This is a genomic window from Pseudomonas sp. P1_A1 (assembly GCF_056406935.1).
The window spans coordinates 166,589-191,267 of sequence record NZ_JBFTZE010000006.1; the positions used below are offsets into that span (position 1 = coordinate 166,589).

Consider the following 24,679-nt stretch of genomic DNA (forward strand, 5'->3'; position numbering starts at 1 on the left):
CACTCGGTTTGAACCGGCATGCAAAGCAGGTCGGCGCCCGAAAAGAACCAATGAAAATGTACCGATTCGTCGAGATTGCGGAGCAATCGCTGCCCACCATCACAGACAGCTGCGGCGGGCCTACTGTGCGCTTGCCCCAGTTCAAGTAAGACTCTGCTGGTCCAGCAGACCAGCCCATCGAGCCCTTCAACCAACGGTCGCCCCAATTTCATCGCGGTCTCCACGTGCAAATTCCATCGCTGCCCAGCTACAAACTATACGTATCGTTTCGCTTTATCAACCGCAGTTTTTATGGTCGCAGCTACCTGAAAATTCTTATTGACACAGGAGAGATCCGCCAACAATAATTTAGATACGTTACGTGTCGTTTATAAATCTAAAATAGAATCGCACGATACTTGGAGCCACATCAGTGAACAGCACCTCATTGAAGCCGTTGCGCTTTCTTCATCCTGAAATCCTGACCAGTAATACCAACAGCCTTACGAACGGTGCTGATCATCCCTCTTCCCCGACCCGCTCGGCAGCAGTTAGTAGCAATACTGCCTCGTGCGTGTTCCTCCCACATTCATAAATCATCGGAGCACGAAGTATGCCCGCTAGCAATCAAGCCCCCGTCTTCGTTTCCAGCGACGCCGCACGGACCGTTTTCAGGTGGAAAGACGCGATTACCGCGCTTCAGCAAGCGTACGGTCTTCCTATTCCCGTCAAAGCAACCCCGCCCCGGACCGTCGCCATCCTCGAAAAAACCTGGCTGCGCACCCTCCCGGCTATCCCACCTGGAGGTCGATACTTCGGCGCCAAACTGATGGGCTCGAATATGGGCGATGCTCCACCGGGAATTGAATATGTCATCGTGCTATTCGACCGGACGACGAACCACATTGCGGCCTTCGTCGACGGTAACCTGGTCACCGGTTTCCGTACTGCTGCTACCTCTGCGGCAGCACTCGACCGATTGGCACCTCGGGGCCCCGCACGTCTGGCGGTCCTTGGTAGTGGTCTGGAAGCCTCGATGCACACTCGTGCTTTCGCAAGCGTGCGCCAACTCACAGAAGTAACGGTCTTCAGTCCAACCCCTGAACGCCGTGAAGCGTTTGCTGCAGCAGTCAGCAGCGACTTGGGAATCCCTGCCAAAGGTGTAGCCAGCGCTCGGGAAGCCGTGGAAGGAGCTGACATTGTCCTCACTGCGGCTCGCTCACGCGGCGAGGAGCCCATTCTGTTTGGTGACTGGCTCAAACCGGGCGCCACTGTTGTCTCGATTGGCTCAACCATCCCCGAACAACGTGAAATCGATGTCTCGGTCGTGGAGCGTAGCGATCTGATCATCTGCGACACGCTGGAGGAAGTCCTGACTGAAACGGGCGACATGATCGCTGCCCGCGTCGCCGGAATCGATTTTCATCACAAAGCCTTCAGCCTAGCCGACCTAATGAGCGGCGCATGCAACGAACAGCTGGCACACGCTAAGGCTCCGATGTTCAAGTCAGTCGGTGGAGGTCTGCAGGACATCGTAGTGGCGGAGCTGATCCTGACCAAAGCACTAGAAGCAGGTCTGGCTATACCACTGCCGATGAACTTTGAAACAAAGCGCTAATCCCCATAAACCCACCCTGATCGACAGGAACTCCTACATGGCTAGCTACAACAAGAAAGACGCCCGCGACTGGGCGCGCGAGCATCTCCTAGGGGTCGCCAACGTGACCATCCCGACCATGACGTCGGACTTCAAACGCATCAACGAAAAAGCGGTGCGCCATGACGTCGAGTTGGCAATCCAACACGGCTTCGTCGGTTCTCTATCCTGCTCCGAGGTGGCAATCACCCAGGAGCAGTACGGTGAGTTCTGCCGCATCATGGCTGACCAGGCTGCGGGGCGACTGGTCATTGTCCATCACGCGGTGTTCAACACATTGGAAGACAACATTGAAGCGGTCAAAAGAGCCGAAGATGCCGGTGCCGACCTGGTGTTGCTCGGTTACCCGCCGTATTTCTTTCCGAAGTCCTATGACGAGGTTTTCGAATACACAAAGGCCATTTGCGCAGCGACAAACCTCGGGGTAATCATCTTCCCGCTACCCGCTTGGGGCTTTAGCCGTCTGCACCCCGCCGACATCCCGCTGTCGGTGCTGCGTCGTATGGTGGACGAGATCCCCAACGTGGTTGCGATCAAGGCTGAAGGCGGCCTGCCCTACATCATGTCGGCGATCGAGGTGCACCGCGAATTCCACAAGGAAGTGGTTATCTCTTCCCCACTCGAGTACGAGTACGTGCCCCTCGCGCAGGTGATGGATATCCCTTTCTGCGGCACCAACTATTCGTCCTACTACGGTCCGTTATTGCCACAGATTCACAAGCTGATCCAAGCAGGCAATTACGACGAAGCAACACAGCTTTGGTACAAGATGGACCCTGCTCGCAAAGCGTTTGCGAGCCTGCCGATGGCGGCAAACGGCCTGCTCAATCGCATGATGTGGAAGTATCAGGGATGGCTACAGGGTTACAACGGCGGTCCCCTGCCACACCCGACGCAGCGGGTGTACCAGCGCGACATGACTGTGCTGCGCAAGGGGCTCGAAGCCGCTGGCCTGAATCCAACCAGCGATCTCGACGAAGCTTTCTTCGTCGGCCGCAATCCCCTGTGAGATCAGCCCCATGAATGGAACCGTAACGCTGCACCTGAAGGACCCTGACCTGCTCCGCCAGGCCATGCTGATTGATGGCGAATGGGTTCAGGCCGACAATGGCCAGACTATTGAGGTACGCAACCCTGCTACCGGAGAGCTGGTGGCTCGTGTACCCAACGGCGGCAGTGCCGAAACTCGGCGGGCAATTGCCGCAGCCGAGCGCGCCATGCAAGGTTGGCGCAAAACGCTGCCAAAGGACCGTGCGAAGGTCCTGCGTAAGCTCTACGACCTGATGCTCGAGAACATCGAGGATCTGGCCACGATTTTGACCGCCGAACAAGGCAAACCTTTGGTGGAATCGCGCGGTGAGATTACCTACGCCGCGGGCTTCATCGAGTGGTTTGCGGAAGAAGCCAAGCGGATTTATGGCGACATCATTCCGCAGAACGTAGATGGCCGTCGCATCCTCGTGCAGAAGGCACCGATCGGCGTATTCGCCGCAATCACCCCGTGGAACTTTCCGTCGGCGATGATCACACGCAAGGCGGGCCCGGGTTGGGCCGTGGGCTGTGCTGGCGTCATCAAGCCAGCTAGCCAGACTCCGCTGTCAGCGCTCGCCTTGGCGGTGCTCGCGGAGCGCGCCGGCCTGCCTCCGGGCGTATGCAACGTAGTGACTGGCTCGGCCCGTGCGATTGGTGGCGAACTCACTGCAAGCCCTATGGTGCGCAAGCTGTCGTTCACAGGTTCGACCGAAGTGGGTGCTCAACTGCTTGCCCAATGCGCTGCGACGATCAAGAAGACCAGCATGGAGTTGGGTGGAAACGCACCTTTCATTGTATTCGATGATGCTGACATCGATGCCGCAGTGAAGGGTGCGATTGCAGCCAAGTACCGCAACACAGGCCAAGCGTGTGTCGCTGCCAATCGCATGCTGGTTCAGTCGGGCATCTACGAGGCCTTCGGGAAGAAGCTTGCTGAGGCCACCGCAGCTCTCAAGGTGGGCAATGGAATGCACGAGGGCGTCTTGCTGGGCCCGCTGATCAATGAAGAGGCAGTACAAAAGGTCGAAGAACACATTGCCGATGCATTGTCCAAAGGCGCACGCGTTGTCACTGGCGGTAAACGCCATGCCTTGGGCGGGAGCTATTTCGAGCCAACGGTCCTGGCCGATGTGCCGCGCGAAGCGCTGATTTTCAACGACGAAACCTTTGGACCTGTTGCGCCGCTTTTCCGCTTCGATACCGAAGAGCAAGCCATCGCGATGGCCAACGACACCCCCTTCGGCTTAGCCTCCTATGTGTTCGCTCGTGACATCGGCCGGATTTTCCGTGTCGTCGACGGCCTCGAGTTCGGCATGGTGGGGGTTAATGAAGGGATGATCTCAACCGAGGTTGCGCCGTTCGGCGGTGTGAAGGCCTCTGGGCTGGGTCGCGAAGGTTCCAAGTATGGTGTCGATGACTACCTGGAAATCAAATACGTCGCGCTTGGCGGTCTCTGAGCAGGCAGACCACAGCAGTGGATCAGCCTTTCAAGCGGGCTCAGCGAACAACTGATACCGATTTGAGAGGCTGATCATTTACAAACGTACCCGCTGTTGTGGTTTCAAGATAAAAATGCAATCGAGAGCTGACCAGCCAGAGGTCGTCACGCCTGGCTCATCGGCTCTTTTCACATTTGCTGCAGGTGATAAAGAAGCGGCTTAAGCGGAGAAATTTGCTTCGCCGATCAAGCTCGTTCTCAAACGTGGGGGACTCCTCCGAAGAGGAAAATGATTGCGCCTCACGCTCCATCCATCATGCAACGATGCGACGCGCCCGGATACCTGCGACATGGGCCTTGACACTGCGCTTTCTTCGCGAGGGAATCTCGACCGGATTGCCCTGAGCGCCGTAGAGAAGGATTACGGATGAGGCCAGCCAAAACCAGGCTGGCCCCGTACCAGGCTTAAGCTGGTTTGAAGCAATAGACGGCTAGTTTGTTACCGTCCAGATCACGGGCATACGCTGCATAGGCGTTCGGTGCCCAGCTACGCGGACCCGGGAGGCCTTCACATACACTGCCAGCAGCCAGTGCAGTGGCATGGAAAGCGTCGACAGCCGCACGGGACGGTGCCTCGAAACTGACGGTGACGCCATTGCCAACACTGGCAGGTGCACCGTTGGCTGGTTTCAAGACGAAGAAAGACGGTGCGTCTTCGCCCCAGATGGAACCGTTGTCGCCGAGATCCGCGATCCGTTTGTGGCCAAGCTTACCCAATACGTCGTCGTAGAAACTACGGGCTTTATTCAGGTCATTGGTGCCGACTGTTACGTGAGTAAAGACACTCATTTTTATTGCTCTCTATGGTAGAAACCAGATGGGTTTGCGTTGCGGTGTTACCAGGACAAATTTGGCCATGGCACTCATCGCCAAGTCTGCTGACTTAGTGATCGAAATGAATGACAGTGCGAATACTCTTGCCTACGTGCATTAACTCGAAGGCCTGGTTAATGCTTTCCAGCGGCAGGTTATGGGTGATGAAGGTATCCAGCGGAATTTCGCCTTTCTGCGCCTTTTCGACATAGCTCGCTAACTCGGTGCGACCCTTGACCCCGCCGAAGGCCGAACCCCGCCAGACGCGACCGGTAACCAGCTGGAATGGACGCGTGGATATTTCCTGGCCTGCGCCGGCCACGCCAATAATGATCGATTCGCCCCAGCCTTTATGGCAGCACTCCAACGCCGCGCGCATCAATTGCACGTTGCCTACACACTCAAAGGAGTAGTCCACACCGCCATCTGTCATCTCGATAATGACGTCCTGAATGGGCTTGGATTGCTCCCTTGGATTAACGAAATCGGTAGCACCCAGCTCGCGGGCGATGTCAAATTTAGCCGGGTTGATATCGATAACAATAATCCGGCCGGCCTTCGCCATCCGGGCACCGATGATCGCTGCCAGACCAATGCCACCAAGACCGAAAATAGCGACGCTAGCCCCCTCCTCCACCTTGGCGGTATTGAGTATCGCACCGATGCCAGTAGTGACGCCGCAGCCGAGCAGGCACACCTTCTCCAGTGGAGCATCCTTGGGAATCTTCGCCAGGGAGATTTCCGGCAGTACCGTATACTCGGAGAAGGTCGAGCAGCCCATATAGTGATAAATCGGCTGCCCCTGGTAGGAGAAACGGGAAGTGCCGTCCGGCATCAGCCCTTTACCCTGAGTAGCACGTACAGCCTGGCATAAGTTGGTCTTGCCCGAAGTACAGTATTTGCATTTGCGGCATTCGGCGGTGTACAGCGGAATGACATGGTCACCTACCTCCAGCGAAGTCACGCCCTCACCTATCGCCTCGACAATACCTCCACCTTCATGCCCCAAAATGCAGGGAAAGACGCCTTCCGAATCATTACCTGAAAGGGTATAGGCATCGGTATGACAAACACCGGTGGCAACAACACGAACCAGAACCTCACCAGCCTTTGGTGGTTCAACATCCACTTCAACGATTTGCAACGGCTGGTTGGCGGCGAAAGCAACGGCCGCACGTGACTTGATCATTCTCTGTATTCCTTTGTGCAATGATTTGCCGGGCGAACGACTGTCGCTTACCCAGCGTCAAACAAGACTCGATCCCTGCGCAGGAGCTGATTACTCCTCACGCTCCATCCACCGCGCAACGATGCGACGGGCTTGAATACCTGCGGCATCGGCCTTGACGCTGCGCTCGCCGGTGCTGACGCGTCGCGGACGGCGATTGGCCTGGGCCTGTACTGCTTCAAGCACGACTCGGTCCTCATCAAAACCTTCGCGGATAGCATGAACCAAATGATCCATGGCTTCCGGCACCTTGGCGAAGTCTCGACCGACTACCCAGAAATACAGCATGTGGGTTTGATCAATTGGCGTCGTGGCATGGGCAACACGAAAGCGTGCCGGTGACTCCTCAGGTTTCGAGGGGTTCTGAAAATCCGTGCATCCTTCTTGTAGCGCCGGTGACAGAAACGTGCCCCGGTGTTGACGATGCCAAGGAGTACCCGGCGGTACCCCAAGGGACATTGCGTAACCAGGCGCAAGCGGGCTATTTATAAAATGCTTGGAGTACTGAACGGTCTCATCGCCCACGATGACGTCAGGTGGAGTGGACCAGTCAGAAATCTCGAATGTCGAAGCATGCACGTAGCCAAAATGCGTTAGATCGAGAACATTTTCTTTCAGTAGCATGTAATTCGCTGAAATCTCCATCAAACCAGTCCTAATGGCAAAAGACGAATCTTCCGCCCACGGCAACTCGGCTGGCGGAGCTACCGTGTCGATCACCGATGGATCGCCCAGATAAATCCAAACCAGGGGACCAATCTCCTTCACTGGAAAGTGCTTCACCGAATAGTTGGGCGGTGGCGTTCCGTTCATGGACGGTATGCGCACGCAACTACCGTCAGTGCCGAAGCAGAAACCGTGGTAGCCACATTCCACGATGTCACCTTTAAGTTGACCGTTGGAAAGAGGGGCCTGGCGATGCGGGCAGCGGTCCTCCAACGCGGCTACCGTGCCGTCCTCTCGACGGAACAACACCACGGGGGTATCGAGCATCCAACGGCCCAACAGTGAGCGGCCCACTTCGGAACCAAATGCCGCCACCCACCAACAGTTATGAGGGTAGTTACGTGCTTCTTGAATGCTTTCTGCGACGTTCAAAGTTGCCATGACACCTCACTCCTTAACTGGAAGTTCTTGTTTTTGGCGATCCGCAGCATTGGACTATTGCCCTGCCATCGCCTCCCTCAGGGCAATACGTCTGGCTTCCGTCAACTTACTAAACGATCCGAATCGTATTCTTTTGTGCACCCATTGGGCTGTCAAATTGAGAATGATCAGGGGCTACAGGATCTCAAAGATCCAGATCGTTCGGTTGGAGCTCCTTACGTCCTGAAGTGCCCTACTGCGATGCCAAGCTCACCTCCAATTTCTTGCAAACCCAAGGTAGACGCCTGCAGTTCCTGGCTTTGTCTGGCGCTTTGCTCTCCAACAGCGCGAACCCTCGCCATGCTCTGATTGACCTGCTCGGCTAAAACACTTTGTTGTTCGGCGGCAGCAGCAATCTGTTCATTCATCTGTTCGATGCTCGATACAGCCTGGGTAATCCTTACCAATGCAGAGGAAGCCTGACCAGCCAATATCACCGATTCATCGGTGAGGTCGCGACTCTTATGGAGCCGTTCTGCAGCCTGCTGAGCCGCACCACAAAGACGTTCAATCAACGCTTCAATTTCACTGGTGGAGCTCTGGGTTCGTCGGGCCAGGCCACGTACCTCATCGGCCACTACGGCGAAACCTCGCCCATGCTCACCGGCGCGAGCGGCTTCAATGGCAGCGTTGAGGGCGAGTAAGTTGGTCTGTTCGGCTACCGATTTAATGACGCTCAGGACACCGCCGATCAAGTTGCATTCTTGCAATAGCGTCTCCATTACGCTGGCGCACCCTGTCATTTCCAATGCCAGCCGCTCGGCTTGATCGGTGACTTGTTTTACCAACGAGTCTCCTTCCCGAGCAAAGCCGTCGGCGATGACGACGGCGTCACTGGCTTGTGATGCATTGCGCGCCACTTCATGTGCCGTTGCACTCATCTGCTGCACGGACATGACGGCCAGTTCGGTCTCTGAGCGTTGCTGCTCAAGCCCTGATCGATTGTGCTCCATCACCTGTACGAGGCTGTCAGCGGTGCTATTGAGATCTGTTATGCCATTGCCAATTCGACCCACGAGGTTGCGCAAGCTTACGAGCATCCCGTTGACTGTGCGCAGCAACTGCCCGAGTTCGTCTTTGCCGGTTATTTGCGTATCGCCCCCCGTAAGGTTTCCCTCCGAGACCCGATTGGCTAGGAGTACAGTCTGACGCAAGGGAAAAAGAATTAGCTGGCGAATCACCAGGCACGCCCCTATGCCCAGGCACAGGGCCAAGAGCGTGATCAGGGTCATTTGGCGGTAAGCCCGCTGATTGTCTTCAGTGATGAGAGAAGCTTGGTCTTGCTCAAGCTGAGCCAACAACTCACCCAGATACTGGCCTTCTTTTTTCATCACTTCACTGGTTTGGGCAATTTGATTGCGGCTGACTGCAAACTGATCGAAGGCCTGGCGGTATTGGTTCAGCGCGAGTAACGCTTGCTGTAGAGATTCCTGACCATCCTGGCCGACGCGAATGGCGAGGTTTTTAGTTGCGGCAAGGACCTCGCTCATGCCCTGTTCCCAATCATCTCGGTGATGCGGGTCACCACTCTCGGTGTAATACAGCTCACGCTCTCGGACTCTAGCCAGCTTGTTTCTGAGGTCTGCTGCCTGCTCCAACTGGTTCATCTGCTCCGCGTCTGGTGAGTTGCCTGCTTCTGTCTTCAGGTTGATCGCGTCTATCTGATCGAGGAATACGCCCGTGAAATTTTCGCCAGCATTTGCAGCAAGCTGTTGCATTTTCAGTCGAGAGTTTCGTAGTTCGCGCAATGCCGCGGTGTACTCCTGGAACTGTTTCAAGTACGCGGCAACTGCATTCCTCATTTTGCCACGTGCCAGTTCGTCGCCCTTTGCGAGCTCGGTTTGAAGCGCTTCGATGATCGCGCGTACTTTCGATTCGGCCTCCGGTTGCAGGCCGATCGCATACTCCTTTTCGGAGATTCTCGCCTGAAGTACTTTGGCTTGAATCTGAAGGTCATCCCGAAGGCGTTCGGTACGAGATTGCAGTAAAGCGATTGAGCTGAATGCAGTGCCAGCCACAATCACGGTGGTCAACAGAACCAGGCCAAAGCCTGTTGACAGCTTGGCACCAACAGAGAGCCTACCCAATGCGAACCTAAGCCAAGACATGATCTGCCCTCTGATGGCCGGCTACATGTCTAAACACCGTCAGGGTGAAGCGCAAAATCAATGAAGTAAAAAGTCGGTTCATGACAGGAGTCCTTCTTATTGTTATGGGGCCTATCAACGGATCATTCGGACTTCTTGTAGTACCCAACCGCGACCAGCAAATGGCCGGTTTTGCGCAACAGGGCGTATTTATCTTCCACCTTGCCGGTCACCGGGCTCTTCCAACGGTAATCGTAACCACCGTCCTGGCGATCCTTCATCAGCGCGAGGATCGGCTCGCCCACAGGCTTGCCATCAGGGTCACGCACGCTGGAGAACTCTACGCCGAGCAATCGCAGGTTGTAGCCGTGAGCCAGGTAGCGACCGGTGTTCAGATCGATCACAAAGACGTAGAGATCATCCTCGCGAAAGCGTGGCGACAGCGCGTTGATGGCGGCAATGCTGGCCTGCGGCTCCTGCTTGAGGGCGACAACTGCGCGATCAAGCAGTTGTTGGGCCTGCTGTGGCGTAGCCCGCGGCAGATAGAAACCGACGGCGATGACACGATCCCCCGCGCGCTGAAAGAACACACGCTTGTGCTCTACCCTGGCGTCGCGGGCGTTCATCCAGCGGTACTCGGCCACCCGCACCTCCCCTGCTTTGCCTTCCAAAGCCCGGCGGAAGCCGTCACGCAGTTCCGGCTCCAGCGCCTCGGTGACATCGCGGCCAATCAGCACAGATGAAGTGCCGCCACTGGCGAGCATGACGCCGTGGGTATCGACCACGAATACATAGTGTTCGCCATCGATGAATTCGCCCTGGCGACTGAAGGCCGCGAAAGCGGCATCACCCTGCGCCTGGTAGTACTCGACGGCTGCCTGCAACAGCTTGCGAGCACGTTGTTCCTCATCTGCTGTGGCAGCTTCGGTAGCGCTCATGAGCGTAAATGCGCACCACAGCAAGGCAATCAAACGCATGGAAGTCACTCCGTAAGGGGGGATGCTAAGACGCTGCGACCGGCCTGCTTCAGGCCGCCTGCCGAGACCGGTGGTTTATTTATCACCAGCGAGGTGACCTCATCACCAGGCTGGGATGCCGAGACCTCTGAGTCGTGACGTCGGGTTGTCGGCAGCAGGAAATAGGCAAGCGCCGGCAGCAGCACCAAGGCCCCGACCATGTTCCAGACAAACATAAAGGCCAGCAGCACGCCCATGTCCGCCTGAAACTTGATGGGTGAGAAAATCCAGGTGCCCACGCCAATGGCCAGGGTGACGCCAGTGAGCATGACCACCTTGCCCGTGGAGACTAGCGCGCGGAAATACGCCTCGGACAGGCTGGCCCCCTGACGCAGATGGCCCAGCAGGATGCTCATCACATAAAGTGCGTAATCGACCCCGATGCCCACCCCAAGGGCGATCACCGGTAGCGTGGCGACTTTGACCCCGATGCCCAGCCCCACCATCAGCGCCTCGCAGAGGATGGAGGTGAGCATTAACGGGATCACCGCACAGAGCGTGGCGCGCCAGGAGCGGAAGGTGATCAGGCAGAGCAGGATCACCGCACCGTAGACCCAGAACAACATCTCACGGTTGGCGTCCTTGACCACGATGTTGGTGGCTGCCTCGATCCCAGCGTTGCCGGCGGCGAGTTGGAACTTCACATCGTCGGTGTCATTGGCGGCGGCGAAGGCTTCGACATGCGCTACCAGGCGTGTCAGCGTCTCGGCCTTGTGGTCGGAAAGATAGACATAGAGTGTCAGCAGGCTGCAGGACTCGTTATAGAGCCCGCGAGGCGCGCTGGCGGTGATCATGTTGAGCATTGCCTGGTTGTTCTGCAACTCGTACCACTTCGGACTGCCCTCCGAGAGCCCAACCAGCATCCGCCGGTTGAGCAACGCCAGAGAGTTGGTCGAGTCGACCCCTGGCAAATTTCGCAATTGCCAGTCGAGCTCGTCGACCTTACGCAGGATGTCATAGCGCGAGCAGGCGCTCTGCGGCGTACGCACCATCACCGCAAAGAGGTCGCTGCTGGCACCGTAGCTGCGGGTCATGAACGCATCGTCCTGGTTGTAACGCGAGTCCGCGCGCAGTTCAGGAGCGCCGGGATCCAGATCACCAATCGCCAGGTGCTGGCTGGTCATAAGGCCGAGCACCGCCATCACCAGACTGGTGCCGACACAGATCGCGGCCCAAGGGTTACGGGTGAACAGGTCAAGGAAACGCCAGAAAGGATGGCGCGTCTGGCCCCCCTCCTCCGCACGCTCACTCTTGAGGCTATGTTGAGCCGCGCTTGGGCTGACGCCCACATAAGACAGTAGTACCGGCAACAGGATGAGGTTGGTGAAAATCAAGACTGCGACGCCGATGCTGGCAATGATAGCCAGGTCCTGGATCACCTGGATCTGGATGATCATCAACACCGCGAAACCCACGGCGTCGCACAACAGCGCAGTAAGGCCGGCGAGAAACAGACGGCGGAAGGTAAGGCGCGCAGCCACTAGACGATGGATGCCACGGCCTATGTCCTGCATGATGCCGTTCATCTTTTGTGCGCCGTGGCTCATGCCGATGGCGAAGACCAAAAATGGCACCAGCACCGAATACGGATCCAGTTCGTAACCCAGAAGCGGCAACAGCCCCAGCTCCCAGACCACCGCTACTAGCGAGCAGAACACCACCAGCAAGGTACTGCGTATGCAGCGGGTGTAGCCATAAAGCACGAGGGTAGTGATGAGGATAGCGCCAGCGAAGAACAACAGGATTTGCTCCAGCCCCTCGATCAGATCACCCATCTTCTTGGCGAAGCCCGTGATATGTATTTCGACGTGGTCGTTCTGGTATTGCCCACGCAGCACTTCGAGTTGGTCGGACAATGTGGCGTAGTCCAGCGGCTTGCCGTCGGCGGTACGCGCTAGCAGAGGCACATAGATAATGCTGGAGCGTTGATCCAAGGCCACCAGCCGACCGATTTCATTGGAGAGCTGCACATTGCGCTGCAGCATGGCCAGCGACGCAGCGCTGCCGTCGTATCTGTCCGGGATCACCGGCCCACCCTCCAGGCCCTCCTCGGTGACCGACACCCAGCGCGTCGCCGGCGTCCAGAGCGACTTCATGTAGGCGCGGTCAACGCCCGGCAGCAGGTAAATCTTGTCGCTGAGTACCTGCAGGGTATGCAGGTAGTCGGCGTCATAGATATCCCCTTTAGGATTGGCAACCGCAATGCGCAGCGAGTTGCCCAGGCCCGACAGCTCCTTCTGGTTGTTCAGATAATTAGCGATGTAGGGATGCCCGGTAGGGATCATCTTTTCGAAGCTGGCATTGAGCACGATGCGCGTGGATTGCCAACCGAGCAGCAGCGTAGTCATCAGGCACAGAAACAGCACCCAGTGACGATGGTTGAACAAGGCCCGCTCGACCATTGAACCCGAGCGAATATCGAAATCATTAAGCTCGACGGTATTTGAACTGCTTGAAGACTTCATAGCTTCACTCCGAAACATCTGTGGCTGGATGAGCAAAGCGCGACAAGCCAGCAAAACCGGCAGCGATAAAACTTTTATCGGCCGCCTCGAGCAGGCTGCTAACCGGCAGCCCCAAGGGTTTTCCTACAGACTGCAGCGCGGCGCCATGTGAGGCTGCGCTGCTGAAAATGCCCCCTGCCTGATTAGCCAACAGCAAAGTGCCGTCGGCCAATCGCACGGAGCTACTGAAGGAAACAGGCGACGAAACAGTAATACGCTGAAAGCTGTCACCGTCATCGCTGGAGAGATACGCATGGCCTTTAAGGCCCGCCACCAACAACGCGCCGTCGTCGCGCACCTGGGCGGTGAAGAAACTGCCTTCATAGGGACTTTCGAGTTGCTTGAATGATTGTCCGTTATCGACAGAACGCGCCAGGTAACCCTGCTCACCCACGAGAAAGCAGAGGTTGTTTTTTTCAGCAATAGCATAAAGGTGCACGAGCGATGGATTCTCGATATGTCCCATCAGCGAATGCCAGCTGGCACCTCCATCTTGCGTCGCGAGTGCCATGCCATAGGCACCGACAACCAAGCCGCGGTTGGCATCGGAAAACCGAACCGCCAGGAAGGGTTTATCCGGCCCATCGGCAATCAGCCGCTCGGCATTTTGCAGACGCATATCGGCGGCTTCTGCATCGGCCGCAGTGACCTTTTCAGCCTGAGCGGCCTGCAGTTCGATTTGTGCAGCCTGCAAACCATTTAACTGCACCGCCCAATGTTCGCCCCCGTCGATGGTGGCCAAAACAGTTCCAGCATGACCGACCGCCCAGCCTCGTTGGGCATCCACGAAATAGACGGCGCTAAGACTGACGGAGACCGGCACCGGTACTTGCCGCCAGGACTGACCATTATCGTCCGACAGAACGATGAGCCCACGCTCCCCAACAGCGATCAGTCGATCGGCGGCCCGTGCCAGATCAATAAACACCGCCCTGGAAGATGCAACAATCTGCATGGCAGGTGTTGTTAAAGCGGAACCCACAGCACCGGTTTCAGCGAGGCAGATGGAGGTGGTGACGGACAACACGGAGGCCAGTACAAGTTCACTGACATGACGGATATTTATCATTTTTTATTCTCAAGTAGACGCATATTGCAAAGGCATCGGCTGGACGACAGCCGACGCCTATCAGGCAAGAGCGACCTTAACGCACACCCTGGCCCGCCATGGCGGCCGGAGAGAACTCAGACTTCTTGTAGCGATCGACGATGCGATACTGCTCCGACATACCGGCGAAAACCCCTTGCATAAACCAGGCACCAGAATTCAGGTCATAGAAGCCCGAAGACAATTGGGCAACCGCGGGCACCTCCGGCAACACCATTGGCAGCGTCCAGAGCGTTTTGGCTAGCGCGCCACTGCTATCCCAGCGATCAGCGAGCATCGCCTGCCAGGTATCTTCATCGACGTAGTAGCGGCTCTTCGGCAGTTGATGCCGGGCGCCCGGGGCCAGCTCAGCGTCAACCACCCAAACGCGGTGCAGTTCCCAGCGAATGTAGTCGGGGTTGAGGTGGTTCTTGCCAAACAGGTCTTCCGGTTTGGCAGCGGCATTTACCTTGTTAGCGTTATAGGGAACGTACATTTCCTTCTTACCCACCAACGTCCACTTGAAACGATCCAGGCGTCCGGTAAACACCGACAGCTCATCGAAGCTCATCACGCCAGCCGTAGCCGGCGCCGGGGTATCACAGCAGGAGTTCGGCAGCTTACGAACCCGACGCTGGCCCAAGAGATAAACGTAAGTCTGGGTTTGATCTTCGTTGAGGTAGGACTGCGCCAGAATCTGTTCACCGGCACGGATCGGTGGGCCCAGGTTCAGCAGACGGAACAACCAGTAGTTACCATTGAAGTCGGCGGCCGAACCTTCCTGATAGTAATACGGCATCTCTTGAATGGCTTTGCCTTCGGTGGCCAGGACCGGGTTGCCATCAGCCGTTATCAAATAGTCGCGAAAATGCGTGGCGATGGAAGTAGCGCGCCAGTTGAGCAAGTGGTTCCACATGACCTCAATGCCGCTTTTCGGAATAGGAAACGGAACGCCGCCATAAGCCCCCTGCGGAGCAGGTCCGGCAGTCGTCTCTACCAGCTTGGCCTCGGCCGCGTTTTTGCGAATATTGTCATACACCCATTGCGGCGCCGCAGACGTGCGGCGAGTCGGGTATACATCGATTCGGTAAGTGTCCGGATAACGCTTGAACATGGCTTTGACGCCATCGTTGAGCTTGTCGGCGTATTTCTCCATGTTCTTGGCGGTAATGCTGAACAACGGTTTTTCGGCGGCAAATGGATCCGGGCGAGTACCGCCCTGCTTGAAGGATGGATCGACTTTGGTGTAGCCACCGTCCCAGGCAGGAATACTGCCATCGGCGTTGCCTGCACGCTCGGCACCAAAAGGTGTCAGGGTTTTACCTAGCTCAGATGCGTCAGTTGTTGCGGCAATGGCTGGCTGCAGCAAACTGCTGATCAGAACGCCCGTGAGCAAAACGAAACACAGCGACTTGAGTTTGAATTCGGAAATCATGCGCAAGCCCTCTTAAAACGTGGTTTTGACGGAGAAGGCCAGGAAATCCCGATCCTTCTGCGACTGCTTCATAGTGAAGTGATTGGCCGCGTCGAGATTGGTATCTTCGGGCCCGTAAAAGTGGGTGTAGGTCAGGCCGAGAGTGACGCGCTCACGGTAGTTGGCACTGACGCCGATGTTGAAATCGCCGCCCTTGTCTGGGCCGAAACTGCCCACCACTGCGGACTTGCCCATCGGAAAATAACTGAGACCCACCGGCACGCTGAGATCGATGCCGGGAAAGACTTGGCGGTAGGTCGGGGTGTACACCAACCTGAAACCGAGAGCATCGTCAGTGGCATTGGAATTCAAGGCCTCCGGGTTTTTGGTCACGCTAAGCAGTCGATTCCAGGCCATCTCGCCAACTAGAGAAGCCTCATTGGAAACAAATGACGGACCGAGGGACGCAATAACGTTCAAGTTGACATGGGCAGTACGACCGACCGCGTAGAGAGGATGATCATCGTTGTCCGCAGCCTCACCGGCCAACACCACCTGGGTATTGGATACCAGCGGCATGTTCCAGCGCATCGAGGCCTCTCCGGCGAAACTGAACTCGTCGACGGAAGTGGCGAAACTGGCACCGAGCACCCGGATATCTTCTGGATAAACCAAAGAGTAGTTGCCCACCTCACCGGTGGCGAAATTGGGGCCAGTTGCATTGGGCCTCAAGTAAATCTGGGGGGTCTTCTCGTGGTATTGGAGGGCATAGAGACCGTAGTCAACGGTACCCGCCGAGTAGCGCAACTGCAGGCCACCTTGGCCAGAACTGCGAGCTTCCTTGTCGTTGCCGTGGAAGAACGCCGCCGGGCTGTTTGGATTACCACCGAGAAAATCCGGGAATGGCGCGCCGACAATCAGGCGCTCGCCGCCTTCGCCGACGACGTCCGTGACCGAAAAGTAGCTGCCTACGCCTGGCAGGCGAGTCTCTTCCCAATCGAATTGGTAGAAAGCACCGAGCGACAGATCATCAGTCAGTTGGTAGCTGGTGGACAGTTGGTTGACGGGGCGAGTGATTTCCTTGAACTGTGTGTTCGGTACCGAAATCGCCTTGACCACATCCACCGGGGCCATGCCACCGGCAATGCCGTTGCTGCCGAAGAACAGGCTTTCGCCCCAGATCAGGCCATGACGGCCAAATCGCACGGACAGGCTCTTGTCCGCCAACTCGCCGTTCCAGTAGACAAACGCGTCCAGCAGCTCGGCGTCGCCCCCGTGCAGGTGCCGGGTGTCGTCAGTGAACTCGTCGAAGGCGACCGAACGCTGGTTGGCCCGGGCCGGGTCATCATTGTCAGTGTCTTTTTGATATTCGGTATCGAACCAGGCGGCGCCGCTGACACGGGCTCCAAAGTTGCGATAACTGATATCCATCTCGGAAAGGATGTCGAGCCGATTGGAAATCAGTCCCTTGTCAAAGTTTCGATCGCCATCGTCCTGGTTAAGGGCGGTTTGGCCTTTGGTGAGTTTGCTGCTCTGGTCCTTTAGGCGCCAGGCGGAACTGTATTTCAGCGTGTTATCCCAGCGAACACTGTAGTCGCTATCGCTCATATTGAATTGGAAGGCACTGGCACTCAGTGAGAGCAGACTCAATGCACTACCTGTCATCACGCACGAAACAAAATGCGACCGACAGGAAAGCATCGAATATGCAGGCACGGCACATTTGAGTAGACGCATATACGAACCTCTATTGTTTTTGTATTAGGTTTCGCTGAAAAATCGAAAAACGCTCCTTGCTTAAGCTCCCTTCCAACGGCAGCGCCCACAAAACCTCTGTGGTAGCAGCAATATCGTACTCCAGTTTTGATACGGGACGTATCGTATATTTACTGCTAGGAGAGGTGTATGTCAAGCATGGCTTCGCATCTTTTTTCGTGATCTGTTTTGCCAAGAAAATGCAGGTAATGCCTGGGCTCACACACCGGAACGAGGTCGCAGAGGCGGATGCTGATCCAGTGATTTGAAACGGCAATCAAGCGCGTCGTGAGGTGCTCGCGGTATCGCAATAACGCCGATGCCTGCCACAGCCGTCAGGTATCAACGACTTTTTCCCGTGCCAGCACCCTATTTATGAAATCGGTGGCAGAAGCGAGCGCCTCACGCCCCTCAGAGAGAACCGGCGCATACGCCTGCCAGACGTGAAACATTCCCGGCCATACCTCCAGCCTGGTTTCCACGCCCGCCGATCCCGCATTTCGCGCCAGGCGTACCGCGTCGTCCAACAGGATTTCAGACTCCCCCACTTGAATCATCAACGGCGGCAAACCTTCCAGGTCAGCGTCCAGGATGAAAGAAGCAGCCTCAACATGTTGTCCCAGATAGGCGTTAGCGCAGGCTTGCAGCTTCGAAGGTGTGAGGAAACAGTCCACGCCTGCCTTGCTATGGATGCTCTCTGCGGTGAGGGCAAGATCCACCCAGGGAGAAAACAGCACGACACAACCTGGCATTTCCATTCCCATGCCTCGGGCCTGAATCAGAGCAGCCATGATGAGCTGACCTCCCGCCGAGTCCCCCGCCAACACGATATCGCTCGCCTTTTCACTGCTTGCGAGCAACGCCGCGTAGGCAGTCAGGACGTCTTGCTGTGCAGCCGGATAAGCATGTTCAGGCGTTAGTCGATAATCGACCACATAAGCCGTAGCGGACGTACCAGAAGCCAGCGTGCCGGCGACCCCCTCAAAACCTTCAGCGCTGCCCACCATAAATCCACCGCCGTGGACATAGAGCAACGAGCGCCGGGATGCCAGGTAGGTTAACGTCCGTACAAGCACGCCACCGAGTGTCGAAGCCGCAGAGTTGCAACCAGGCGGCGGCAAAAAACGCTTGCACAATTGGTCGAACCCAACCCGGGCGTTCTGCAACGACCCAGGAGGGTTTTCTCTACGAGAAAGAAGCTCGCCACGAATAGCGTTCAGTTCGAAACGACTCATCATTGCCTCCAGGACACGGCGTGAATCCAGTGCAAGTCAGAGATCGAGCACCAGTCTTGCGGACTTGGCACGGGAAACACACTGCAGAATGACCGTATTGGATGCACGCTCTTCATCGCTGAGGACATAGTCCCGGTGATCAACCTCACCGGCTAATACTTGGCATTCACAGGTACGGCAAAGCCCCTCCCGACAAGAGTAAGGCACCATTATCCCAGCCCCTTCGAGCGCATCGAGGAGGCTGGTATCGGCAGGTACGGTAAGTTCCATGCCGCTGCGGGCAAGCTCCACTACGAAGCTACTGTCCTGTGGCTTTTCAGAAGCACTCGACTGCGGCGCGCTGAACAACTCGAAGTGCACCTGTCCGGAAGGCAGGTACGCCTGTGCGATACCCCGTACCGCGTCCATGAGTGGCGCAGGCCCACAGCAATAAAGGTGGTCCGTAGGGCCTGCCTGGCGAATGAACGTCTGCAGGTCGGGGCGGCCGGAGTTTTCTTCATCCGAGTGAAACACCAGTTTTCCGCCACGGGGCAGGTGCTCGATGTAAGCAGCTCGGGATCGCGAGCGAACGCAGTAAAGAAGTTGCCACGGTTTGTCATTCACGTCGCACCAGCGAATCATGCTGAGAATCGGCGTAATGCCGATACCACCAGCAATGAACAAGTAAGCACTTGCGTCTCGTTCCAGTGGGAAGTTATTCCGAACCGCGCCGATTTCCAGCACGTCGCCAACTCGCAGTTGGATATGAATAAATGCTGAGCCACCACGTGACGGTTCAGACAAGCCGACTCCGATCGAGTAGCTTGCGTCCACGGGGTCGTATCGGTGAATGGAGTACTGCCTGATCAAGCCATTTGGCAGGCGCACGTCGATGTGCGAGCCGGCCTCGGCCACAGGCAGCGGTTGACCATCTTCGGCCAGCAAGTGGATATCCAGGATGGAGTCCGCAGCCCGCACAATCGCCTTCACTCGAACGCGGTTCCAGTCGCTCATTTTCAGGCCTCCTGGATTTTGACGGGATTACTCGCCGCCTGCTCAGCCTTGTAAGCCTTCGCTACAAGCCATCGGAAGTACGAAAGGGCCGCATCCGCTCCGATCGGGATCATTTTGAAATCGGAAGTCAGCTTCAACATACGGTCTTGCGCATGAATCATGTCGCTGTCTTCTTCAAATGCCGTGATGACTTGGTTATGAATCGCCTGCGTCACAGCTGGATCGTCAATGGCGAAGTTGTGAGGCTGCGAAAAGAAGTAATGGGTGGATTCGTCTGTCTCTGGCGTGAGCGCCTGAGTGCTACGAAACTCCGCGGCATTGACTCGATTCCCCTCCTTGGCGTTGTGCCCACAGGGCTGCATACCTGAATCCATCAGGAAGATGCTGGGTAACAGGAAATCATAGATATTCCAACGATCGACCGGTCCCGGATAATTCTTGATCTTCTGCACAAAAGGCGCCGGTTTGATGCCTTCGCCCCAACGTGTCACCCGAACACCGTTTTCCAGCTTTTCGACCTGAGGTATGCAGGCCGCATAAGCCTCATCACCACCCAGCGTGTTCGGATGAACGTAGGGCAAATGGGCGAGGTCGAGCAGGTTGTCAGCGATCAGGAGATAGTTGGTGGTGTAATAGGTATAACCCTCCAGACTTCTCCACTGAGGATCATCCAGCCAATGGGTATCGGGAATCTGGGACGGGTCCGCCAGGCCGGCATCACCCACCCAGATCCAAATCCACTTATGTTTCTCCACGACGGGAAACGTGCGCACCTTCGCTTGCGGAGGAATGCGTTCTTGTCCAGGTATCTCGACACATTGCCCGGCTGTATCAAACAGAAGGCCATGGTACATACAGCGAAGCTGATCGCCCTCCAGGCGCCCCTTCGACAGGGGAGCACCGCGGTGACAGCAACGGTCCTCAAAGGCTACCACCGCTCCAGTGGTATCACGCCAAAGCACTACAGGCACATTAAGAATCGTTCTTGCGAGAAGCTCGTCGACCGGAACTTCACTCGACCAGGCGGCCACATACCAAGCATTACGAAGAAGCATCACGTTGCCCTCATTTCTTGTTTTTGTTTTTTCTGCACTTGCTGATGCCATGCTAGAGGCGGATCATGTATGCGCATAGATCATGGAGCTAATACAGATCATGCATACCATTCATGGCAAGAAATTCGATTTGAACCTGCTACTCGCGTTCGATGCGCTTCTGCGAGAGCGCAACGTATCTCGGGCGGCGGAGCATCTTGGCTTGACGCAAAGCGCCATGAGCCATGCACTACGACGTCTACGGGAGTTCTATGAAGACCCCCTCTTCGTCCGTATTGGCGATTCGATGAAGCCGACGCCTTTCGCCGAGAAGATGGGGGATTCAGTTCTGGAGATCGTATCCGCCGTACAGCACAAGCTGTTGGCGCAGGCCAGTTTCGACCCTATGACATCCACCAGGGTCTTTAGCCTTTGCATGACGGATATGGGTGAGTTGGTTTTTTTGCCCCGGCTGATTGAGGAACTTCAGGAAGTGGCCCCCCATTGCCGAATACGGACATCGCAACTCCCCACCGAGCACATTGCGAATTCACTGGAGCGAGGTGATACGGATCTGGCCATCGGATCCCATTACATTCAGGACCCGAACCTTTTTCAACAAGAGCTGTTCATGCACTCTTTTTGCACCATCGTCAGCAGCACCTACCCTGGCGACGAAGTAAGCCTTGAACAGTTCCTGGGCATGAAGCATGTTTCCGTCGTCCTGTCAGATAGAAGTACCCGCTACGACCAGTTCATCGATGAGTTGGGTCATCGCAGAGAGATTTACCTGACGACCCCGCACTTCATCACGGTCCCGATGATATTGGAGAAAAACCCGAATTTAATTGCTACCGTCCCGAGTGAATTAGGGAAAACCTTCCTGCGCTACAACGCGATCAAGGTGATAAAAACCCCGATCAAGTCCCCCAGCTTGCACCTGCGACAGTATTGGCACCCGCGCTATCACCATGACCCCGGGAATATATGGCTGCGTCAGTTGGTCAAGCTTCTTTTCGACCGATATATGAGCTGAAGGGCACGGTGTTCGCGCAAGAAAGATCATCCCGTCACTATTCGATTTCAATCCCTGGGCGAACCTCGGGATAACGCTGATGAAATCCAGCACATGTGGACGACGAAGGTATTCACAATTCATACCGGCACGCTCAGTTTTAGTGTCCCACGCGGCGTGACCGGGACGTTGCTTACACGGCCCAGCAATTGTTCCTTGTGCCTTTGCAGCACCGATATTGAGAGTGGGAACAAGCACGAAGACAAGCGGTACATTTGGGTCAAATTCTTTTTCATGAATATCATGCATTATTCGTATTAATTATATGATATTGGCACTTGAATGATCAGCCTCTATTGTTACTTTCTGAAAAGCCGCTCCCAAGATCAATGACAATACAATCACGGGTTCATTTTATGTTTCTTCATAGTGCATGGTATGTCACTGCGTGGTCCAGCAAGCCCCCTCAATCAACCTTTCTTAGACGGAGTGATGAGGCGCGCCCGTCACGTCACTCCAAGACTTTACGCCAGACTTTAAAGAAACTGAGAAGCTACCATTGAATAATGAAAATTTATAAGAACGAATGTAAATCTACTCACTCCAGAGTCTTTTATAGCCATATACAATAAAACTGACCATCAGGATATTACTTCTTGTAAAAAACAGAAATAAATACGGACAGTCGCTGCCTAGACACCATAGTTACCAATCTAACCAGCTAGATACTTGGCGACTTCTCTTAAAGACATGAGGTCGCGCTGTGTATAGCTCAAACACCTATGACTCTACAACAAAAATATTTTATCGCCCTATTGATGCGGCAATCAGATGGTGCAACCTTTTGGCCCATGAGGCAGCCATACTCAAAGTAACTTCATATTCTCCCTCGACGCTCGCATCGGTCTTTCCGCATTGGCCATGCCTACACGCTAATACCGAAAAAATCCTTGATGCAATCATTAATCATGAACTTCCTTATGGTGTTCTAGGAAAAACAGTTGAGCCAGGGACGCCTATCGACTGCAAGCTAGTGACCATAAGGCACACTGATCTTAGATCATGGATGCTTCATTATTATCCTGAACAGCGTCCAACTTTTTTGTTTGGACCCTCCAAGGAGGACAACAAAACCATGAGCATTGGCACCTATTTAACTCTTCGCGCAGATAGAGACGCACTTGAGGCAGAGTTGAAAAACGCTAAAAATACAATTGAGTCACTTATTACAGAACTCACAAATCTTAAACTAGAAGAGGAGAACCTGCGTAAACTTACTGACATAAACGGCCCAATCAACGACCAAAACAAAGGAACTCTTCTAAAGATTATAGGCGCACTGATTGAAACAATTCTCAGCTCCTCTCAATCAGGAAGAAGACATTCAATTTTCGACAGTCAAGCTGCAATTGTCGATTCAATAACAGCACATTATAATGGCGTTCCTGGCCTAAGCAAACGGACATTGGATGCAAATTTTGCTGCAGCCAAACGCAGCCTTCCTAAATCTTAAATCCACCCACATATTTTTATAAATAATTAAAAAAAATCAATATAGCAGTTAACTGCTAACTAGAAAATGATAATTGATACTGCGCAGCCCAACGATCATCTTCGGCAATGAATATAGCGCTGCCAAAAGCGATCGTCATAGGGCTGAGCAGCGTAGATGAGGACCTGCTTGCAATCCACGGTATTGCAATGCAATACCGTGGATTGCAATGCAATGACTAATCTAATTTTCTGGGATTGAATTCAGGTCACTTCCCACCACGCGCCAATCGACGCCAGGAATGACCAGCATGTCCATCCAACCCTCTCCCATCGCTGAAGCACCTCTACCACAGGTCGAACGTCACATCATGCGGCGTGATGAGGTGGAACGGAAAACCGGCTTCAAGCGTGCGCATATCTACAACTTAATGAAAGAAGGTAAATTCCCTCAAGCTAAACGTATTGGACTGCGCGCGGTCGGTTGGGATTCGCTGGAAATTGAGCAGTGGGTCGCTGAGCGCTTAGGCCAGCAGGCCTGATGTGATGCGCGTGGTATCGGTGGTTTCCACCAAAGGTGGGGTAGGCAAAACCACGGTAGCTGCCAACCTCGGCGGTCTTCTGGCAGATGCTGGCCTGCGCGTGCTGCTGCTCGATCTGGATAGCCAACCCACCCTCTCCAGCTATTACGCCTTGAGCCGGAAAGCTGTCGCTGGTGCGTACGAGCTCATTGCACTCAACTTAACAGCACCTGAGCAAATTATTTCCGAAACTGTGATCGCAGGGCTCGACCTGATCATCTCCAACGACGATCAAGGCCAGCTCGATGCATTACTGCTGCACGCCCCTGACGGGCGATTACGGTTGCGCAATCTGCTGGACAAATTTCGCCCCGGTTATGACCTGCTGTTGATCGACACCCAAGGCGCACGTAGCGTGCTGCTGGAGATGGCCATCCTGGCATCCGATCTCGCCCTCTCTCCCATCACGCCGGAAATGCTCGCCGCCCGCGAACTGCGCCGCGGCACCTTGAAGCTGCTGAGTGAGCTCGAACCGTTCCGTCACCTGGGCATTACACCGCCACCGTTGCGACTGCTGCTGAACCAGGTAAATAGCATCCGGGTAGACACGCGAATGATCATCCGTGGTCTGCGCGAGACCTTCGCTGGGGCTACTAACATCTTGGTTCTAGACACCGTAATTCCAGACCGAGTGGCTTATCTCAATGCCGCTTCACTCGGTCTACCCATCCACCGAATCGAGGCCCATCGGTCACGCGAACGACGTTCGCCATCAGCGCTGGAAACCATGCAAGCGCTGGCCATCGAGTTGTTTCCGGAATGGGGCGAAGCGATCTCTACGGCAAGCAAATACGCGAAGGTTCGATGAGACGAATCGATAAGCCCGCATTTCTCGCCAAGTCATTTTGTTTGTTCGACCTCGAGGCCAACTGTGTTTGGCAAGGAGTCTTTTGATGTTGGATCAGTTTCCTATCATCGTTCAGCCATCCATTCGACCACACCACTCACCTTGCGAGGAGTACTGCACCGTGGTTTTTCGCCTGCAGGGTGGGCGCTCGGCCCTGGGGTGGTTCCTCGCAGAACTGTCCCGACACTTCGAAGGTTCGGGGACTGCCGAGATCGTCAAGTTCGAGGTCGGTGACCATTTGTGTAATCGGCGTTAACTGAGGTTGGT

The 24,679-nt window shown here is 55.4% G+C and carries 20 protein-coding genes and 1 pseudogene; 8 read left to right on the plus strand and 13 right to left on the minus strand.

Annotation, left to right across the window (positions count from 1 at the left end):
• The first annotated feature begins 592 nt into the window (after positions 1–592).
• From AC1D2Q_RS11325 to AC1D2Q_RS11335, 3 genes are read left to right on the plus strand one after another with little or no spacing between them, the layout of a single operon-like run.
• Positions 593–1,597: an ornithine cyclodeaminase family protein gene (locus AC1D2Q_RS11325; protein ID WP_477813230.1), complete on the plus strand. Its 1,005-nt coding sequence runs from the start codon at positions 593–595 to the stop codon at positions 1,595–1,597.
• Positions 1,598–1,634: 37 nt separating this feature from the next.
• The gene (locus AC1D2Q_RS11330; protein WP_095129206.1) at positions 1,635–2,645 is read left to right on the plus strand and encodes a dihydrodipicolinate synthase family protein; all 1,011 of its coding nucleotides are present in this window, start codon (positions 1,635–1,637) and stop codon (positions 2,643–2,645) included.
• Positions 2,646–2,673: 28 nt separating this feature from the next.
• On the plus strand, positions 2,674–4,125 hold the full coding sequence (locus AC1D2Q_RS11335) for an NAD-dependent succinate-semialdehyde dehydrogenase (RefSeq protein WP_477813330.1): 1,452 nt from the start codon (positions 2,674–2,676) through the stop codon (positions 4,123–4,125).
• Between the two features lie 446 nt (positions 4,126–4,571).
• Here AC1D2Q_RS11335 and AC1D2Q_RS11340 read toward each other — a convergent pair whose 3' ends face one another.
• The 13 genes and pseudogenes from AC1D2Q_RS11340 to AC1D2Q_RS11400 all read right to left on the minus strand — a co-directional run bounded on the left by AC1D2Q_RS11340 (position 4,572) and on the right by AC1D2Q_RS11400 (position 20,550).
• Complete coding sequence (locus AC1D2Q_RS11340; RefSeq protein WP_095129204.1) at positions 4,572–4,955, minus strand: VOC family protein; 384 nt, start codon at positions 4,953–4,955, stop codon at positions 4,572–4,574.
• Positions 4,956–5,049: 94 nt separating this feature from the next.
• On the minus strand, positions 5,050–6,168 hold the full coding sequence (locus AC1D2Q_RS11345) for an S-(hydroxymethyl)glutathione dehydrogenase/class III alcohol dehydrogenase (RefSeq protein WP_477813231.1): 1,119 nt from the start codon (positions 6,166–6,168) through the stop codon (positions 5,050–5,052).
• 90 nt (positions 6,169–6,258) lie between these two features.
• Positions 6,259–7,314: a Rieske 2Fe-2S domain-containing protein gene (locus AC1D2Q_RS11350; RefSeq protein WP_477813232.1), complete on the minus strand. Its 1,056-nt coding sequence runs from the start codon at positions 7,312–7,314 to the stop codon at positions 6,259–6,261.
• Between the two features lie 215 nt (positions 7,315–7,529).
• On the minus strand, positions 7,530–8,393 hold the full coding sequence (locus AC1D2Q_RS11355; RefSeq protein WP_477813331.1) for a methyl-accepting chemotaxis protein: 864 nt from the start codon (positions 8,391–8,393) through the stop codon (positions 7,530–7,532).
• A pseudogene (locus AC1D2Q_RS11360) lies at positions 8,388–9,461 on the minus strand (methyl-accepting chemotaxis protein); the annotation flags it as partial. The pseudogene AC1D2Q_RS11360 and the gene AC1D2Q_RS11355, both read right to left, overlap by 6 nt.
• A 122-nt stretch (positions 9,462–9,583) precedes the next feature.
• Positions 9,584–10,417: a cache domain-containing protein gene (locus AC1D2Q_RS11365; protein WP_477813233.1), complete on the minus strand. Its 834-nt coding sequence runs from the start codon at positions 10,415–10,417 to the stop codon at positions 9,584–9,586.
• 5 nt (positions 10,418–10,422) lie between these two features.
• Positions 10,423–12,921 (minus strand): efflux RND transporter permease subunit, encoded by a 2,499-nt coding sequence (locus tag AC1D2Q_RS11370; protein WP_095129199.1) that lies wholly within the window; start codon positions 12,919–12,921, stop codon positions 10,423–10,425.
• Positions 12,922–12,925: 4 nt separating this feature from the next.
• Positions 12,926–14,029 carry a WD40/YVTN/BNR-like repeat-containing protein gene (locus AC1D2Q_RS11375; protein WP_477813234.1) on the minus strand — a complete coding sequence of 368 codons (1,104 nt, stop codon included), beginning with the start codon at positions 14,027–14,029 and terminating at the stop codon, positions 12,926–12,928.
• 76 nt (positions 14,030–14,105) lie between these two features.
• Positions 14,106–15,482 (minus strand): DUF1329 domain-containing protein, encoded by a 1,377-nt coding sequence (locus AC1D2Q_RS11380; protein WP_095129197.1) that lies wholly within the window; start codon positions 15,480–15,482, stop codon positions 14,106–14,108.
• 12 nt (positions 15,483–15,494) lie between these two features.
• Positions 15,495–17,126, minus strand: a complete 1,632-nt coding sequence (locus tag AC1D2Q_RS11385) for a DUF1302 domain-containing protein (RefSeq protein ID WP_371918032.1) — start codon at positions 17,124–17,126, stop codon at positions 15,495–15,497.
• 425 nt (positions 17,127–17,551) lie between these two features.
• Complete coding sequence (locus AC1D2Q_RS11390) at positions 17,552–18,451, minus strand: alpha/beta hydrolase (protein ID WP_477813235.1); 900 nt, start codon at positions 18,449–18,451, stop codon at positions 17,552–17,554.
• A gap of 36 nt (positions 18,452–18,487) precedes the next feature.
• On the minus strand, positions 18,488–19,444 hold the full coding sequence (locus tag AC1D2Q_RS11395; protein ID WP_095129195.1) for a PDR/VanB family oxidoreductase: 957 nt from the start codon (positions 19,442–19,444) through the stop codon (positions 18,488–18,490).
• A gap of 2 nt (positions 19,445–19,446) precedes the next feature.
• A complete protein-coding gene (locus AC1D2Q_RS11400; RefSeq protein WP_218244076.1) occupies positions 19,447–20,550 on the minus strand; it encodes an aromatic ring-hydroxylating dioxygenase subunit alpha in 1,104 nt (367 codons plus the stop codon).
• 49 nt (positions 20,551–20,599) lie between these two features.
• On the opposite strand from AC1D2Q_RS11400, the gene AC1D2Q_RS11405 reads away from it, so the two are divergent.
• The 5 genes from AC1D2Q_RS11405 to AC1D2Q_RS11425 all read left to right on the plus strand — a co-directional run bounded on the left by AC1D2Q_RS11405 (position 20,600) and on the right by AC1D2Q_RS11425 (position 24,668).
• Positions 20,600–21,514 (plus strand): LysR family transcriptional regulator, encoded by a 915-nt coding sequence (locus tag AC1D2Q_RS11405; protein WP_095129376.1) that lies wholly within the window; start codon positions 20,600–20,602, stop codon positions 21,512–21,514.
• Between the two features lie 742 nt (positions 21,515–22,256).
• Positions 22,257–23,006, plus strand: coding sequence for a hypothetical protein (locus AC1D2Q_RS11410; protein WP_095129192.1), 750 nt, complete (start codon positions 22,257–22,259; stop codon positions 23,004–23,006).
• 289 nt (positions 23,007–23,295) lie between these two features.
• Positions 23,296–23,526: an AlpA family transcriptional regulator gene (locus AC1D2Q_RS11415; RefSeq protein ID WP_371918031.1), complete on the plus strand. Its 231-nt coding sequence runs from the start codon at positions 23,296–23,298 to the stop codon at positions 23,524–23,526.
• A gap of 4 nt (positions 23,527–23,530) precedes the next feature.
• On the plus strand, positions 23,531–24,373 hold the full coding sequence (locus AC1D2Q_RS11420) for a ParA family protein (protein WP_477813236.1): 843 nt from the start codon (positions 23,531–23,533) through the stop codon (positions 24,371–24,373).
• 85 nt (positions 24,374–24,458) lie between these two features.
• A complete protein-coding gene (locus AC1D2Q_RS11425; RefSeq protein ID WP_095129189.1) occupies positions 24,459–24,668 on the plus strand; it encodes a hypothetical protein in 210 nt (69 codons plus the stop codon).
• Positions 24,669–24,679: the final 11 nt, after the last annotated feature.

What these genes read in the sequence shown, in the direction of transcription:
- AC1D2Q_RS11415 (WP_371918031.1), top strand. Translation starts at nt 23,296, where the DNA reads ATGTCCATCCAACCCTCTCCCATCGCTGAAGCACCTCTACCACAGGTC.
- AC1D2Q_RS11395 (WP_095129195.1), bottom strand. Translation starts at nt 19,444, where the DNA reads ATGAGCGACTGGAACCGCGTTCGAGTGAAGGCGATTGTGCGGGCTGCG.
- AC1D2Q_RS11385 (WP_371918032.1), bottom strand. Translation starts at nt 17,126, where the DNA reads ATGACAGGTAGTGCATTGAGTCTGCTCTCACTGAGTGCCAGTGCCTTC.
- AC1D2Q_RS11420 (WP_477813236.1), top strand. Translation starts at nt 23,531, where the DNA reads ATGCGCGTGGTATCGGTGGTTTCCACCAAAGGTGGGGTAGGCAAAACC.
- AC1D2Q_RS11355 (WP_477813331.1), bottom strand. Translation starts at nt 8,393, where the DNA reads ATGCTCGTAAGCTTGCGCAACCTCGTGGGTCGAATTGGCAATGGCATA.
- AC1D2Q_RS11400 (WP_218244076.1), bottom strand. Translation starts at nt 20,550, where the DNA reads ATGGCATCAGCAAGTGCAGAAAAAACAAAAACAAGAAATGAGGGCAAC.
- AC1D2Q_RS11350 (WP_477813232.1), bottom strand. Translation starts at nt 7,314, where the DNA reads ATGGCAACTTTGAACGTCGCAGAAAGCATTCAAGAAGCACGTAACTAC.
- AC1D2Q_RS11405 (WP_095129376.1), top strand. Translation starts at nt 20,600, where the DNA reads ATGCATACCATTCATGGCAAGAAATTCGATTTGAACCTGCTACTCGCG.
- AC1D2Q_RS11380 (WP_095129197.1), bottom strand. Translation starts at nt 15,482, where the DNA reads ATGATTTCCGAATTCAAACTCAAGTCGCTGTGTTTCGTTTTGCTCACG.
- AC1D2Q_RS11340 (WP_095129204.1), bottom strand. Translation starts at nt 4,955, where the DNA reads ATGAGTGTCTTTACTCACGTAACAGTCGGCACCAATGACCTGAATAAA.
- AC1D2Q_RS11370 (WP_095129199.1), bottom strand. Translation starts at nt 12,921, where the DNA reads ATGAAGTCTTCAAGCAGTTCAAATACCGTCGAGCTTAATGATTTCGAT.
- AC1D2Q_RS11325 (WP_477813230.1), top strand. Translation starts at nt 593, where the DNA reads ATGCCCGCTAGCAATCAAGCCCCCGTCTTCGTTTCCAGCGACGCCGCA.
- AC1D2Q_RS11330 (WP_095129206.1), top strand. Translation starts at nt 1,635, where the DNA reads ATGGCTAGCTACAACAAGAAAGACGCCCGCGACTGGGCGCGCGAGCAT.
- AC1D2Q_RS11375 (WP_477813234.1), bottom strand. Translation starts at nt 14,029, where the DNA reads ATGATAAATATCCGTCATGTCAGTGAACTTGTACTGGCCTCCGTGTTG.
- AC1D2Q_RS11365 (WP_477813233.1), bottom strand. Translation starts at nt 10,417, where the DNA reads ATGCGTTTGATTGCCTTGCTGTGGTGCGCATTTACGCTCATGAGCGCT.
- AC1D2Q_RS11345 (WP_477813231.1), bottom strand. Translation starts at nt 6,168, where the DNA reads ATGATCAAGTCACGTGCGGCCGTTGCTTTCGCCGCCAACCAGCCGTTG.
- AC1D2Q_RS11390 (WP_477813235.1), bottom strand. Translation starts at nt 18,451, where the DNA reads ATGAGTCGTTTCGAACTGAACGCTATTCGTGGCGAGCTTCTTTCTCGT.
- AC1D2Q_RS11425 (WP_095129189.1), top strand. Translation starts at nt 24,459, where the DNA reads ATGTTGGATCAGTTTCCTATCATCGTTCAGCCATCCATTCGACCACAC.